The following is a 14,114-nucleotide window of genomic DNA, read 5'->3' on the forward strand; positions in this document are numbered from 1 at the left end:
CTCATGGATTTTAATGGTTATCTTGAAAGCAGGCTGGAAGATATAAAAAGAAAAGGACTTTACAGAAAAAGGTTTATAGTACCAGAAAATCTTATTGATTTTTCATCAAATGATTATCTTGGGCTTAAGGACTGTGAAGAGACAAAAAAGGTACTTTGTGAAAATATAGAAAAACTCTCACTTGGAAGCGGTGCATCACAGCTTGTATCAGGCTATAAGAGTATCCAGAAAGAGCTTGAGGATTTTTTATCTGAATTTAAAGAGTCAGAGGACTGTATAGTTTTGGGAAGTGGATATCTCGCAAATACAGGTCTTATTCAGGCGTTGACAGAGGAAGGTGATATCGTATTCAGCGACCAGTTTAACCATGCTTCCATTATTGACGGTATAAGACTGTCAAGAGCAGAAAAGGTTATTTACAGACATAACGATATGAATGATCTTGAGGATAAGCTTAAAAAGAGTTCCGGTAGGGGAAAAAGATTTATAGTTACAGATGGTGTTTTCAGTATGGAAGGTGATACAGTTAACTTTCCTGATCTCAAATTCTTAGCTGACAGATATGGCGCTGTTGTCATACTGGATGACGCCCATTCTACAGGAATTTTAGGAAATGGAAAGGGAACAATATTTCATTACGGTATGAAACCTGATGAGAACATTATTCAGATGGGGACACTATCTAAAGCTGTGGGAAGTTACGGTGCTTTTGTCTGTGGAAGCAGAACTGTTATTGATTTTCTTATAAACAGAATGAGAACTGTTATATTCTCAACAGCACTATCACCTATCCAGAATTTTATATCATTGAATAATCTCAAAATCATGGTATCACAGCCATTTAGAAGGGAGTATATCTTAAAACAGTCTGAATATTTAGCCGAAAATTTGAAAAAACTTGGGTATAATATTGAGTATAGAGGAACGCCTATTCTTTCACTTATGATTGGAAAGGAAGATAAGGCTGTCCGCCTTAGGGATCTGCTTGTAGAAAAAGGTATATTCATACAGGCAATAAGACCTCCTACCGTTCCTGAGGGCAGCTCAAGGTTGAGAATTACTATTTCTTACAGACATTCTAAGGAAGATATAGATTATTTGATAGATACACTCAAAGAGTTGAGGGATAAATTATGAGGGAGCTTATTGAAGAGTTCAGTTCAGGTAAAGGTATAAAGGCTATACTGGAATATGACAGGGAGAAGGATATATACGTTATGACTGTTTATAAAGGTGATGAGAAGATAGTATTTTCCGGAAAGATGGATGAGATCCAGAAACAGGCTGAAAGATATTTTGTAAAATCATTAAAATCTTTAAAAAACAAGATAGAAATAGCTCTTTTAGAGGATCTTTACAACAGGTGATGGTATGAAGATAGTTTTCCTTGATGCAAAGACAGTTGGAGATGATATAGATCTTTCGGTTTTTGAAGCTTTTGGGGATTTTATAGCCTATCCTACAACGAAAGGTTCTGAGGTTTTTGACAGGGTTTATGATGCCGATATTATCATCACAAACAAGGTTATTATTGACAGAGAAGTTATAGATTACGCAAGGGATCTTAAGCTTATATGTGTTGCTGCAACAGGAACAAACAATGTTGATATCCTTTATGCAAAGGAGAAGGGTATAGCTGTAACCAATGTTGCAGGTTATTCAACGGAGAGTGTTGTTCAGCACACATTTGCTATGCTTTTTTATATACTTGAACAGCTAAGATATTATGATGATTATGTAAAATCCGGTCAGTATGCTGAGAGTGATATATTTACACATCTTGGGAGACCTTTTTCAGAGATAAATGGAAAGAGATGGGGGATTATAGGGCTTGGGACTATAGGAAGAAGGGTTGGTCAGGTTGCTGAATCTTTCGGGTGTGATGTTATATACCACTCAACATCAGGTGTTAAAAGGGAAGAAAGGTACAGAGAGTATCCCCTTGATGAACTCCTAAAAACTTCAGATATAGTCTCAATACACGCCCCTTTAAATGAGAAGACTAGGAATCTTATAACCTATGATAAGATCAGTCTTATGAAGCCGTCCGCTATCCTCCTTAATTTAGGGAGAGGGGGGATAGTGAACGAGGAAGATCTTGCCAGGGCTTTAGATGAAGGTCTTATATCAGGTGCTGGTCTTGATGTTCTTGAAAAGGAACCTATTGATCCTTACAGTCCTCTTCTCTCGATTAAAAACAGGGACAGGCTTCTAATAACACCTCATATAGCATGGACAAGTATTGAGGCAAGGAAAAGGCTTATTCAGGAGATAGCTGAAAATATAAGGGCATTTTTGAATGGGAAGGAGAGAAACAGGGTTGATCTTGTTTTTTAAGAGTAACTGAGTATTATGAAGGAGTAGTTATCCTCTTTTCTTCTGTCAAGCTCTTTTATGAGATCTTCTGCATTTTTGAAAGGATCAGGATGAAGGATCTGAAATATCTCCTCATCTTTTAATGTATCATTCACACCGTCTGTGCAGATAAAATAGAACTGATCCTTCTCAAGATAGTCATTTTTTATGTAGGGTTTTACACCTCTTTCCCAGTCTTCCATAAAAATATCCCCAATACCAAACTCAACATAATGTCTGTAAGGACTGTAAAATGCTTCTCTGTAGCTTATAATCCCTTTATCAACAAGCTGCTGGACATAACTGTGGTCGTGTGAGAGATATATTATCTCCCTGTCTGTTATCTTATAAACCCTACTGTCACCTGCGTTGAATATGATACTTTTACTTCCATTCATATAAACACCTGCTACGGTTGTTCCACTATTGAAAATATTAAGTTTCATAAAATCTAACTGTATTCTGTAAAGTGCTTTATAAACCCCTTCTACACTGAATGGTATTTTTAATTTACCTAAACTCTCGCACACAGATCTGCTCGCTATATCCCCGCTGGAGAGGCCTCCCATACCATCACAGATGGCAACAAGAATATCATCTTTATCTTTTTCTGTGTATTCAGGAGATCCCATACTTTCAGACTGAACTACCTTACCATCAATATAAAGGCAGTCCTGCTGGTAGTTTCTCAAGCCTCTGTCTGTATAGTAAAGTATCCTGTACATTTTCCTTTGCCTGTCAGGTAATTTGCCTTATATTAAATATAAGGAGGATCAATATGAAAGTGGAAAATGGACTACAGGCTTATAAGAGTATTTTAGAGCTGCAGAAACAGCTTGTTGATATGCTTGTTCAGCAGAATCTCCAGACAAACAGACAGGATAATACTCAGACACAGCAGTCTCAAACAGAAAAACCTGTTATAGAAGGAAAAAAGGTTTCAATATACGCCTGATTTACAGCTGATTTTTGAGTAAACCTTCCAGCTCATCGGCAGGTAAAGGTCTGCAGAAATAAAAACCCTGAACCATATCACACTTAATCTCTTTCAGGTATATAAGCTGTTCTTCAGTCTCAACACCTTCGGCTATAACTTTATATCCAAAATTTTTAGACAGTTCTACTATAGCTTTTGTTAATATTCTGTCGTCTTTGTCTTCAGGAAGGTCTTTGATAAAAGATCTATCTATCTTTATGTATGCAACAGGCATTGTTTTAAGATAACTTAATGATGAGTATCCTGTTCCAAAATCGTCAATAGATATCTCTATTCCGATACTGTTTAAATTTTTCAGGGTCTGAATAACCGTCTCAGGAAATTTCATAGCCTCACTTTCAGTTATCTCAAATTTTAGTGATGAAAAGGTTTTACATTCCTTTGAGATTATACTCTCAACAGTTTTTACAAAATTCTCTTCAAGTATCTGCTGTATATCTATATTCACTGAGATAGTTATATCTTTTATTCCTAAACTGTTCCATCTCTTTAACTGTTTACAGACCTCCTCTATCACCCATCTTCCCACTTCTTTTATAAGACCTGTCTCTTCTAAAATAGGTATGAAATCAGAAGGTGGTATATGTTCACCTTCGGCATTTTTCCATCTAAGAAGTGCTTCAACAGATACAATCTTTTCTGTATTTATGTCGTATATAGGCTGGTATACAAGATAGAACTCTTTCTTTTCCAGTGCATGTTTCATAAGATTTGTAAGTTTGATTCTCTTTTCTTCTTTGATCTTGATCTGGTCGTTAAAGATGATAAACATATTCTTTCCCTGCTTTTTACCGTAGTAAAGGGCGATATCACTCTCTTTTAGAAGTTTGTAAAAATCACCTCTTTTACCTTCATGGATAGAAACACCGGCTGTGACAGATATATCAATAATATTGTTTTTCAGTTTGTATGATGAGCTTAAAACTCTCATCCATTTATCTAAAAGGCTATTAATATCTAACCTGCCTCTATCCTGTATAAATATGAGAAACTCATCTCCCCCCAGTCTCCCAACAATCCCTTCCTTTACGGTATTTTTTAATCTTTTTGCGAATATTCTCAGAACGAGATCACCAACATTATGACCGAAGGTGTCATTAATCTCCTTAAAGTTGTCTATATCCATGAATATCAGAATGTTTTTTGCATCTTCCGGTGAGTTTTTTAACATCTCCTTAATCTGGTTTTCAAGGGCAAATCTGTTGAAAATTCCTGTCAGATAATCATACCTTATAAATCTTTTTAATCTTTTCACAAGGTTGTCTATAACCCTTGCTATGACGGCGAACTCATCGTTCCCGTAAAGTCTTACATTAACATCTAAATTTCCTCTGCTTATCTCCTGGACAGAGTTAAACAGCCTTTCTATTCTTTCACCTATAAGCTTGCTAAAGAAAAGGTATATAATTCCAAGAAGAATAAGCATTACACCAGATTCACTTAAAAGCTGGGAGATGATATCCTTCCTGTGTTCCTCTTTCATTCCTTTCAGATCGTAGATCATAAAGAGAAAACCGATATTTGATGGCCTTATCTTTTTTTCTTTTGGAAATAAAACTGGAGATATTGCTATTATCTTATTTCTGTCAGGTGAGATAAAACATCTCATCTTAGGTTTTTTCCTGAGATGATCAATAAATGAGAGATCATTTAAGGATTTTCCTATAACTTTTTTAATAACAGATCTAAACTCCTCACCTCTGAACTTCTTTTTTGATGATACGAGTATCTTGCCTTCAGGATCTGATATAAATATCTCATCAAAAAACTGGTCTGCCGAGATATCTGCTATCCTTCTTTCTATAAAAGAGACATCTTTTTTATTTATGAAATACTCAGATAACTCCTGAAGTCTTCCTGCTAAATTACACACCCTCTTTTTGTGATCCTGTTCTATCTGTCTGTAGGCATGTTTTTTCTCAAAGTAACCTTCAAATAGAGAGACAACAAGAAAAACTAAAAAAAGAACAAGTGGAAAGGCGATTCTTATCGGAAATAAAACAAAAACCCTTTCTAAAAACATTATTTATCCTCTATAAATCTGCCGTTGAAAAGGGAATCTATATTTATAAACCCTTCGCCTATAAGTTCGTTAGTTCTCATTACAGTCAATAATTTATAGGCAACCTGTCTGAGTTCAGGATTTTTTCTATCTATTAAAGTTAGATTTTCCTTAATATCCGGGATTTTTATCCCGTTAAAGGCATTTTTTAACTGTTCTGGTGTTAGACCTTCCCTTTTCGCCATAACAGTTATAGCTTTATCGGGATTTCCTTCCCAGAATTTAAGGGCCTTAAACCAGCCTTTCACAACTTCCTGAACAACATCAGGATATTTTTTAATATATACTTCCTCAACAACAAGAACATCAACTATCTCGTTAGGTATCTGTGAACTGTCAAAGATAATTCTTCCACCTCTTCTCAGCAGTTTGCTTTTAACAGGTTCAAATGTGACTACAGCATCAACCTTGTTTTTAATAAAAGCTCTGTAATGTTCATCTATCTCTAAAGGAACTATTTTTATATCTCTGTATGTAAGACCTGCTCTTTCCAGTGCTCTTGATAGCATATAAGCACCTAAGGCAGAGTTTTCAACTCCTATCCTTTTTCCTTTCAGATCTTTCAACCCCCTTATATAGGGTTTTGCAATAATAACATCTGCACCATTTGAGACATCAAGGACAAGAATTATCTCAGGGTTAAAACCATAGCTTCTCAGGAGTAAGACCTCATCAAGTGTCAGTGCTGCCCCGTTTATTATCCCGTTTCTGTAGGCTCTTAAAACCTGTGATGCAGATGAGTACTCAACAAGATGAATATTTTTATTACGGAAAAAACCTAACTCCCTTGCAAGGTATAAAGGCTCGTATCCGGGCCACAGGTTTGTACCTATTTTCAGGTATTCTGGATCTTCTTTACTGCATCCCTGAATTAGGATGAAAATAAAAATTATTGGAATTACAGCTCTTTTCATAACAGTCCATTTTAATAATAAGTATGCTTTTATAATAAATATTATTATTATTTATTAGATATAAATCAACTGAAGGTTTTTTTAACGATATTCAGTCTGTTTAACATCTTGTCTTTTTCCTTTTCCTCTTCAAAAAATTTAAGGATCTCCTCATCACTGACGTTTATACTATTTAAGCTCTGCCCTTTTATCTTTTCTGTCACAAAGTCTGCTATAGCCATAAGTTTTTTACATCTTTTAGATGAGCTGAACTTTGCATCTTTTATTTTTCCGTCTTCTTCCAGTATGTATATCTCAACTCTGTGAGCTCCTTCTTTAGCCGATCCTAATATTTCATATCCTTCAGGCTTTTCCTCTGCAAAGTTCTTTAAACCCTTTTTGTGGTATTCAGATACTTTCATCTTACTTCTCCTTTTTATTTTATTTTCGGACGGGAGTTGACGAACTGACAGTTAAATATTAGATTTTTATCGCAGGTGCTGAGGGTGTACACCCGCGCTCCTGGACGGCATACCGTCCTTGTACAGCACCTGCATTTATATCTTTCTTACAGATATATCTCCAGAGTATACCGTTAAAACTCCTTTTTCTGTCAGTACTTTTAGCCCTCCAGACCTGTCAAGACCTATCAGTCTTCCTTCAATACCCTCATCTAATATACGGATGTTCTCTCCTTTCCATAAGAGATCTTTTTCTATCTCATCTGTAAGATCAAGACTGCTGAATTTATCAAGACTTTTTTCAATTGTTTCCAGTACTCTGCAAAATAACTCTTTTCTGCAGAATGTTTTACCTTCCTCAATCTTTAATGATGTTGCTGTATCTTTTATATCACCGAACTCTTCAGGCTCGTTGTTTATATTTATACCTATACCTGCTATGATCCTGTTTATCTCATTTCCTTCAATCTCTGTTTCAATAAGGAATCCTGCAAACTTCCTGTTATTTATGTAAAGATCGTTAGGCCATTTTATCTTTATCTGGTTTTCTAAATAATCTTTAATGGCTTCTTTTACAGCGTAGGGAAAAAGAAGTGAGAGCTTCATAAGATCATTCAGAGGGTAATTTCTTTTTATAACTATTGAGAAATACAGTCCCTTTCCTTTAGACGATATCCATCTTCTCCCTTTTCTTCCTTTTCCTTTTGTCTGATTCTCTGCAAGTACTACAGTTCCATCAGGAAGATCATTTGATTTTGCGTACATGTTTGTTGAGTCAATCTGGTCAAAAAATATGTAATTTTTTCCTATATACCCAGTTTTTAATGCTCTTTTTATCTCAACTGGGAGAAGATAGGGGGTTCTCTCAATCAGCCTGTAACCTTCGGAGCTGTGTTTTATTCTGTATCCAAGATCTTCCAGTTTTTTGATCCTTTTCCAGACGGCAACCCTTGAGATTCCCGTTAATTTTGAAAGTTTTTCTCCAGATACGGTTTTGTCTTCTATCTGTTCCAAAATTATCTGATCTGTTCTGTCCATAGGTATATTTTACCATCTGGTTATAATTTAATTGTTATAAAATATAAACCTGTAGAAAGCATACAAAAGGAGGTTTTAATGATAGAGTATCTGAAGATAATCGGGATAGGAAAGAAAGGTGCGAAGGATCTTACTTTAAATCAGGCTTATGAAGCTGAAAAGATGATACTTGACGGCAGAGCTACAGACATCCAGACAGGAGCTTTCTGGTCTGTTATCAGATATAAATATGCATCAATTGAGGAGCTTAAAGGTTTTTTAAAGGCGAATATGGAGAACAACGATTTTATAGAAACAGGAATAAAGCCACTGGATATAGCTATAAATTATGATGGTAAAAACAGAACAGTCCATATACTTCCTGCTTCCATATTTATAGCTTCTGGGGCTGGTGCTTACATATCAGGACATGGATCTGAGGATGTCCCTGCGAAATACGGTATCCCATACCACAAAATACTTGAGTTTATGGGGTGTAAAACCCCTGAAAATAAAGATACAGTACTAAAAACACTTGAAAATGCAGGCTTTGGCTTTTACCATCAGAGATTATTCAATAAAAAGCTTTACAGTATCCTTCCAAAAAGAAGGGAGTTTGGACTTAGAACTTACCACAATACGATAGAGAGGATGTTAAACCCATTCAGGACAGATAAGGTTATCACAGGTGTTTCACACCCACCTTACATATTCAAATATTTTGAGATTGGAAGGTTTGCAGGTTTTAAAAGGATTACTGCTTTCAAAAGTCTTGAAGGTGGTGTTGAACCATTCCCAAACCATGAGACAAAGATATCATTAAATGATAAAAGTATCGTTGTATATCCTGAAGGTATAGTTAAAGAGTTTATACTGAGAAAGATACCACCTGAAGAGAACGCAAAGATATGTTTATCAATACTGAAAAATGAGGACAGAAAGTATACAAATTTTGCATTGCTGACCTCAGGTATACTGCTGATGGCTTACGGAATTACTGAAAATTTAGATGAGGCTGTATCATTATCTGAAGAGAGTTTAAGATCAGGAAAGGCTTACGAGAAATTTAAGATATACGCCCAGATAACAGGGGAAGGTTAAGACCTTCCCTTTACTCTGCTTTTAGAATACTGAGAAATGCCTCCTGAGGAAGTTCCACCTTTCCAAGCTGTTTCATTCTCTTCTTACCCTTTTTCTGTTTCTCAAGAAGCTTTTTCTTCCTTGTTATATCTCCACCGTAACATTTTGCGAGAACATCTTTTCTCAGTGGTGCTACCCTCGCAGATGCTACAACCTTTGATCCTATAACAGCCTGAATCCTTACCTCAAAGAGCTGTCTTGGTATTACCTCTCTCATCTTGTCAACAATATTTCTTCCCACCCTGTAGGCTTTATCTCTGTGGACAATGAATGAGAGGGCATCAACGATCTCACCATTTATCTTTATATCCATCTTAACAAGATAACCGGGTCTGTAATCTTTAAACTCATAATCAAATGATGCATATCCCCTTGTTGCTGTTTTAAGCTTGTCGTGGAAATCAAACAGAACTTCAGCCATTGGTATGTCGTATCTGAGGAGAACCGTTTTTTTGTCTATGTACTCAAAAGATCTCTGTATTCCTCTCTTATCCTGAACAAGCTGCATTATTGCCCCTACATAATCGTTAGGGGTGATAATGTTTGCTTCTATATAAGGCTCAAGTATCTTATCTATCTGTGAAGGATCTGGCATCTGTGATGGGTTTCTTACCTCAAGCTCTTCTCCCTTCTTTGTGATCACTTTGTATATAACGTTTGGAGCTGTTGTTATAAGCTCTATATCGTACTCTCTCTCAAGTCTTTCCTGAACGATCTCCATATGGAGAAGTCCTAAAAATCCGCATCTGAAACCAAGACCAAGTGCTGGAGAGCTTTCCATCTCGTATGTTATGGCTGCATCATTTATTGAGTATTTCTCAAGGGCATCCCTCAGATCCTCAAACAGAGTTGAACCTGTTGGGTAGAGCCCTGCATAGACCATAGGTTTTGCCGGTCTAAAACCGGGAACAGGCTGATCTGTAGGATTTTTTGCATCTGTGATCGTATCACCTATCCTGATATCTCTAACATCTTTTATAGCAGCTGCAATATAGCCAACATCACCGGCTCTCAGGCTATCAAGCTGTGTCATCTGAGGTGTCTGTGCACCAACCTCTGTAACCTCAAACTCTTTACCTGTTGACATAAGTTTTATCTTTGTACCTTTTTTAACCTCTCCATCAAATATCCTTACAAAAGCAACGGCCCCTCTGTAAGGATCGTAGTAGGAATCAAATATTAAAGCTTTTAAAGGCTTATCTTCCTCACCTTCTGGTGGGGGAATTTTGTTTACTATAGCTTCAAGTATGTCCTGTATTCCTATACCGGCTTTTCCAGATGCGAGGATAGCCTCGTCGGGATCAAGTCCGAGAACATCAGCTATCTGTTCCTTTATCCTCTCAACATCTGCAGATGGAAGATCTATCTTGTTTATTACAGGTATGATCTCAAGATCCTGCTCTAATGCCTGCCAGAATGTGGCTATCGTCTGGGCTTCAATACCCTGTGTCGCATCAATAAGCAGTAGAGCCCCCTCACATGCTGTTAATGATCTTGAAACCTCGTAACCAAAATCAACGTGTCCCGGTGTGTCTATCAGGTGGAGTGTGTACTCCTGTCCATCTTTTGCTTTGTAGTTAAGCCTTACAGCCTGAAGCTTTATGGTGATTCCCCTTTCCCTTTCTATATCAAGTGTGTCTAAAAGCTGATCCTTCTTTTCCCTCTCCTCAACAGCTCCTGTAAACTCCATAAGTCTGTCTGCAAGTGTTGATTTTCCGTGGTCTACGTGTGCTATTATTGAGAAGTTCCTTATATGTTCCATTCTTCTGCTCATACATTACCTCATAAAAAAGTTTTTAGAAGATAAAATTATAATATTTTTAGGGTTTTACATACTAATTTAGGATCTTTTTAGATTTCTCAAGTGCTTCATCTAGATACTTTCTGAAGTTTTCCTCAGTTACAGCTCCGTATATTGTTACAAGTTTTTTTCCTTCTGGAGTGATTATGTATGTTGTTGGTGTTCCCGGAACGGGAAATCTGACAAAGTTCTGTTTATGATTTGGATATATCGGAAATACAGGATCTGAGAGATCTCCTTTATCAGAATCTATCACCATAGCGATTATCTGGAATCTGTCCCTGTACTTTTTTTCCTGAATAACCTTTTTCATAACAGGTATCTCTTCCATACAGGCAGAACATGAGTAAGCCATAAAGTTAAGGACTATGAGTTTATCTTCAGGGAGTGGAACGGGATTTCCATCTTTATCAACAAGAGTATATCTGTGGAGATCCCTGTTATTTTCATGATCTTTCTTTTCACAGGAAAGTATAAAAAAAGGTAAAACTATCAGAAAGAAAAAGATTTTTCTCATCATACCTTTTCCTGAACCCTGATGACCTTTCCAAAAAGTTCCAGAGATTCTATCACATCTTTTGGAACTCTTGTTGTTCTTTCATCTCTCCCATCTCGCAGAACAACTCTGTCTTCCTCTTCACCAAGATATTTAAATAAACCCCACTGTCCTTTCTCCCTGAATAAGACTATATCTCCTTCAGATGGTACCAGTGGTGGTATCTTCCCTATAAGGGTCCAGACATTTCTGATCTTAACCCAGAATGTGTTTTCCTTGAAATCCTCCACCATCTCAACGAGTACAAGAGGGGTTTCAACATCAGGAAGTTTATCCATCGTGTTCTCATCAATAAGCTCATAAGCCTTTAAAAAAACTGTAGGCATAAGTCTTTCCATTTACTCCTCACACCTATGGGCTTTTTTTAATGGAAAAAGTGCATTTCTTGTCTGTTCCTTCAGGATATTTATGGACTGTGCTGTCATAAAAAATGCATGTTCCAGATTTATTAATGCAGACTGAAGATCTTTGTTATCTGTAGAATATCTTAGTTCTCTAACCATTCTATGAAGCTCATCTAGATTAGTCCCAAGCTCATATGCTAATGTAAAGGTTTTCATCACTATCTCATCAACCTTTTGTTTTTCTTCTTTTGTCATAACTTCCTCCTATTTTTTAGACCCACAAACGTATCTTACGCCTTTTTCTGTTTTGGCCCAGTGTCTTGTTCCTGCAGGTAGGTCTAATCTGTCTCCTGCCTGCAGGGTTATATCTCCATCCTCAGTTCCCATAACTATCTCACCTTCAATAACCCACCTGACTTCCTGATAGGGATGGGTATGCCAGTCATAAAACGATCCAGCTGGATCATACCATACAAAGATATCCTCATAACCTTCCTTTGTTAAAATTTCCTTAATTTTTTCCAGATCTTTTATACCTGTTTTTAAAACCTTCATTTCTGGCTCAGTATACTCCATGTTTCATGGTCTATATTGTGAAGTATATACTCAGGTGCTCTAACCTCAATTATATACTTTCCGTCTATCTTTAACGGATTTCCATTTTCATCGGTCTTGAATCTTATCTCTCCAGCTTTTTCTTTACCTCTGTAAAACTTTATAATATTATCCTCTTCAACAACTTCAGTTACACCGTGCATATTCATCTGACGGATGATCACATCTTTAATAAACTCTTTATCGGAGATTGAGAAGATCCTCTCATTTATCTGTTCATTAAAATGTTTGTCATTCAGCCATACTAAAAATGCAAATATGATTATTGATATATCTATAATGAGAAGCGATATACCATACTTTTTTGGAAGTGTGAAAAACATAATGATAGTAAACACTGTAAACAAGCCTATAGCTACCAGATAAAACCTGTTTGGACTCATGTACAACCTCATCACTGTCTTATAATCTCAACATCCTCAGGAAGATCCAGTCTCAGGTCAAGCTTCTTATCCAGATACTCTATATCTGGAAACTGTAGTTCTACCGTGCTGTCTTCACCGTATATCTTTATTTTATAGATTTTCAGATCTTTTTTTATGATAAGATCCACCTTTTTTATACCTTTTTCGTTTTTTGGTACAAGGGATATTAAAATTCCTTCATCTGTATTTTTTTCCTCATCTAAACTGAATATCTCCTTCAGAGATCTGTTCTCCATAAGAATTTTAAATATCTTCACTATGATAAAATCCTCAGAAAGATCTGAGATAACAGCCTGTTTTTCCTCAGGGGTGTAAACTGTGCTTTTCCTACCTTCAACCAGTATTATCTGTCTGTATGGATCTTTGTACACTATCTTCAGTCTGTCAGGTTTTGTTGCGTAAAGTTCACCTATAAATGTCTGGGGCTGATCAAAACCTTCTATAGTGTTTATCTGTAGAAATTTTCCCCTTATTGAGGATATGTTTTTTATCTTATTTTCAAACTTATCAAGATAGGTAGAAGCGTAGGATAGAGAAAAAGTTAACAGTAAAAGAATAAGGATTTTTCTCATATTTTTCCTCTTCAGTAAAGCCACATAGCGAGCTTTTTCCTGTATTCCCTTGTTAATGGGTCAGACTCTCCGAGTATGTTGAATATTGCTACCATAGCTTTTCTTCCGGCCTCATCTCTGTACTTCTTGTCTATCTGGACTATCTTTAAGAATTTTTCAAGTGCTGTTTTATAATCCTCATGTATCGCTGAACATGCTCCTTCCTTTAAGAGTCTGTCTAGCTCATTTTCAGCTGTGAGATTCTCACACCAGTTCTTAAAAGTGATAAGCTCCTTCAGAGCCTGAGCTTTTGGGAAGTACTCCTTTTCATACTCTTTTATCTCACTTAAAAGCCTTTCAGCCTCATCAAGTTTGTTCTCCTTTATATAAAACTTGGCGGCTTCAAGGATGATCTTCTTATTTTCCGGATGTTCTCTCATAAGTTTTTCATATATCTTTTCAGCCTCTTCAAGATTTCCAGCCATATACTCCATGTACGCCTCTTCAAGATACCTGTCTATCTCAGATTTCATATGTTTTGAAAGTATCTCCCTTATCTTTGGTTCAGGTAAAGCGCCAACAAATCTGTCAACCTCTTTTCCATCTATAAAGATTCTTACATCTGGTATTCCGCTTACACCAAACTGGTTTGCTGTCATACTGTTTTCATCTGTGTTTACCTTTGCAAGTATAAAGTCGTACTCCTTTGACAGTTTTTCCAGAACAGGCTTTAACATCTGGCATGGACCACACCATGGTGCCCAGAAATCAACAACTACAGGCTTCTCATAAGATTTCTCTATAACAAGCTTTTCAAAGTTCTCATCAGTTACATCTATTGAATACCCCATTTTAACCCTCCTTCAGATATAATATAATTATTAAGATATCCGAATT

General features: G+C 36.5%; 18 protein-coding genes. 5 read left to right on the plus strand and 13 right to left on the minus strand.

Annotation, left to right across the window (positions count from 1 at the left end):
- The first annotated feature begins 3 nt into the window (after positions 1–3).
- Genes PERMA_RS06105 through PERMA_RS06115 form a run of 3 tightly spaced genes read left to right on the plus strand, consistent with a single transcriptional unit; the run spans position 4 to position 2,337 of the window.
- Positions 4–1,137, plus strand: a complete 1,134-nt coding sequence (locus tag PERMA_RS06105) for an aminotransferase class I/II-fold pyridoxal phosphate-dependent enzyme (protein ID WP_012675970.1) — start codon at positions 4–6, stop codon at positions 1,135–1,137.
- On the plus strand, positions 1,134–1,367 hold the full coding sequence (locus PERMA_RS06110; RefSeq protein WP_012675917.1) for a hypothetical protein: 234 nt from the start codon (positions 1,134–1,136) through the stop codon (positions 1,365–1,367). The genes PERMA_RS06105 and PERMA_RS06110 overlap by 4 nt, the downstream gene beginning before the upstream one ends.
- A gap of 4 nt (positions 1,368–1,371) precedes the next feature.
- The gene (locus PERMA_RS06115) at positions 1,372–2,337 is read left to right on the plus strand and encodes a D-2-hydroxyacid dehydrogenase (RefSeq protein ID WP_012675479.1); all 966 of its coding nucleotides are present in this window, start codon (positions 1,372–1,374) and stop codon (positions 2,335–2,337) included.
- Here PERMA_RS06115 and PERMA_RS06120 read toward each other — a convergent pair.
- Entirely contained in the window at positions 2,334–3,080 is a 747-nt protein-coding gene (locus PERMA_RS06120; RefSeq protein ID WP_015898880.1) for a PP2C family protein-serine/threonine phosphatase, read from the minus strand. The genes PERMA_RS06115 and PERMA_RS06120 overlap by 4 nt on opposite strands.
- Positions 3,081–3,133: 53 nt before the next feature.
- Here PERMA_RS06120 and PERMA_RS10765 point away from each other — a divergent pair, with 53 nt between their 5' ends.
- Complete coding sequence (locus PERMA_RS10765; protein ID WP_012676597.1) at positions 3,134–3,310, plus strand: hypothetical protein; 177 nt, start codon at positions 3,134–3,136, stop codon at positions 3,308–3,310.
- A 1-nt stretch (position 3,311) separates the two neighbouring features.
- Here the strand turns inward: PERMA_RS10765 and PERMA_RS10525 are convergent, their stop codons facing one another.
- The 4 genes from PERMA_RS10525 to PERMA_RS06140 all read right to left on the minus strand — a co-directional run bounded on the left by PERMA_RS10525 (position 3,312) and on the right by PERMA_RS06140 (position 7,806).
- On the minus strand, positions 3,312–5,375 hold the full coding sequence (locus PERMA_RS10525) for a putative bifunctional diguanylate cyclase/phosphodiesterase (RefSeq protein ID WP_012675306.1): 2,064 nt from the start codon (positions 5,373–5,375) through the stop codon (positions 3,312–3,314).
- Positions 5,375–6,328 carry an ABC transporter substrate-binding protein gene (locus tag PERMA_RS06130; RefSeq protein ID WP_012676373.1) on the minus strand — a complete coding sequence of 318 codons (954 nt, stop codon included), beginning with the start codon at positions 6,326–6,328 and terminating at the stop codon, positions 5,375–5,377. Before PERMA_RS06130 ends, PERMA_RS10525 begins: the two co-directional genes overlap by 1 nt.
- Positions 6,329–6,393: 65 nt before the next feature.
- Positions 6,394–6,729 carry an iron-sulfur cluster assembly scaffold protein gene (locus tag PERMA_RS06135; protein WP_012676938.1) on the minus strand — a complete coding sequence of 112 codons (336 nt, stop codon included), beginning with the start codon at positions 6,727–6,729 and terminating at the stop codon, positions 6,394–6,396.
- 135 nt (positions 6,730–6,864) lie between these two features.
- Positions 6,865–7,806, minus strand: a complete 942-nt coding sequence (locus tag PERMA_RS06140; protein WP_012676090.1) for a biotin--[acetyl-CoA-carboxylase] ligase — start codon at positions 7,804–7,806, stop codon at positions 6,865–6,867.
- 78 nt (positions 7,807–7,884) lie between these two features.
- Here PERMA_RS06140 and PERMA_RS06145 point away from each other — a divergent pair, with 78 nt between their 5' ends.
- Positions 7,885–8,886 (plus strand): anthranilate phosphoribosyltransferase, encoded by a 1,002-nt coding sequence (locus PERMA_RS06145; protein WP_012676718.1) that lies wholly within the window; start codon positions 7,885–7,887, stop codon positions 8,884–8,886.
- A 10-nt stretch (positions 8,887–8,896) separates the two neighbouring features.
- Here PERMA_RS06145 and lepA read toward each other — a convergent pair whose 3' ends face one another.
- The 8 genes from lepA to trxA all read right to left on the minus strand — a co-directional run bounded on the left by lepA (position 8,897) and on the right by trxA (position 14,068).
- Positions 8,897–10,699 (minus strand): translation elongation factor 4, encoded by a 1,803-nt coding sequence (gene lepA / locus PERMA_RS06150; protein WP_012675771.1) that lies wholly within the window; start codon positions 10,697–10,699, stop codon positions 8,897–8,899.
- Between the two features lie 61 nt (positions 10,700–10,760).
- Complete coding sequence (locus tag PERMA_RS06155; RefSeq protein ID WP_012676144.1) at positions 10,761–11,243, minus strand: TlpA family protein disulfide reductase; 483 nt, start codon at positions 11,241–11,243, stop codon at positions 10,761–10,763.
- On the minus strand, positions 11,243–11,620 hold the full coding sequence (locus PERMA_RS06160) for a hypothetical protein (protein WP_012675253.1): 378 nt from the start codon (positions 11,618–11,620) through the stop codon (positions 11,243–11,245). Before PERMA_RS06160 ends, PERMA_RS06155 begins: the two co-directional genes overlap by 1 nt.
- Positions 11,621–11,881, minus strand: coding sequence for a hypothetical protein (locus PERMA_RS06165; protein WP_012675897.1), 261 nt, complete (start codon positions 11,879–11,881; stop codon positions 11,621–11,623).
- A gap of 9 nt (positions 11,882–11,890) precedes the next feature.
- Entirely contained in the window at positions 11,891–12,181 is a 291-nt protein-coding gene (locus PERMA_RS06170; protein WP_015898932.1) for a cupin domain-containing protein, read from the minus strand.
- Entirely contained in the window at positions 12,178–12,624 is a 447-nt protein-coding gene (locus PERMA_RS06175; RefSeq protein WP_012676756.1) for a hypothetical protein, read from the minus strand. The genes PERMA_RS06170 and PERMA_RS06175 overlap by 4 nt, the downstream gene beginning before the upstream one ends.
- A gap of 11 nt (positions 12,625–12,635) precedes the next feature.
- Positions 12,636–13,238 (minus strand): LolA family protein, encoded by a 603-nt coding sequence (locus PERMA_RS06180; RefSeq protein ID WP_012676136.1) that lies wholly within the window; start codon positions 13,236–13,238, stop codon positions 12,636–12,638.
- Positions 13,239–13,249: 11 nt separating this feature from the next.
- On the minus strand, positions 13,250–14,068 hold the full coding sequence (gene trxA, locus PERMA_RS06185; protein ID WP_015898886.1) for a thioredoxin: 819 nt from the start codon (positions 14,066–14,068) through the stop codon (positions 13,250–13,252).
- Positions 14,069–14,114: the final 46 nt, after the last annotated feature.

Origin of the sequence: Persephonella marina EX-H1 (assembly GCF_000021565.1) — a bacterium.
Taxonomy (GTDB): domain Bacteria; phylum Aquificota; class Aquificia; order Aquificales; family Hydrogenothermaceae; genus Persephonella; species Persephonella marina.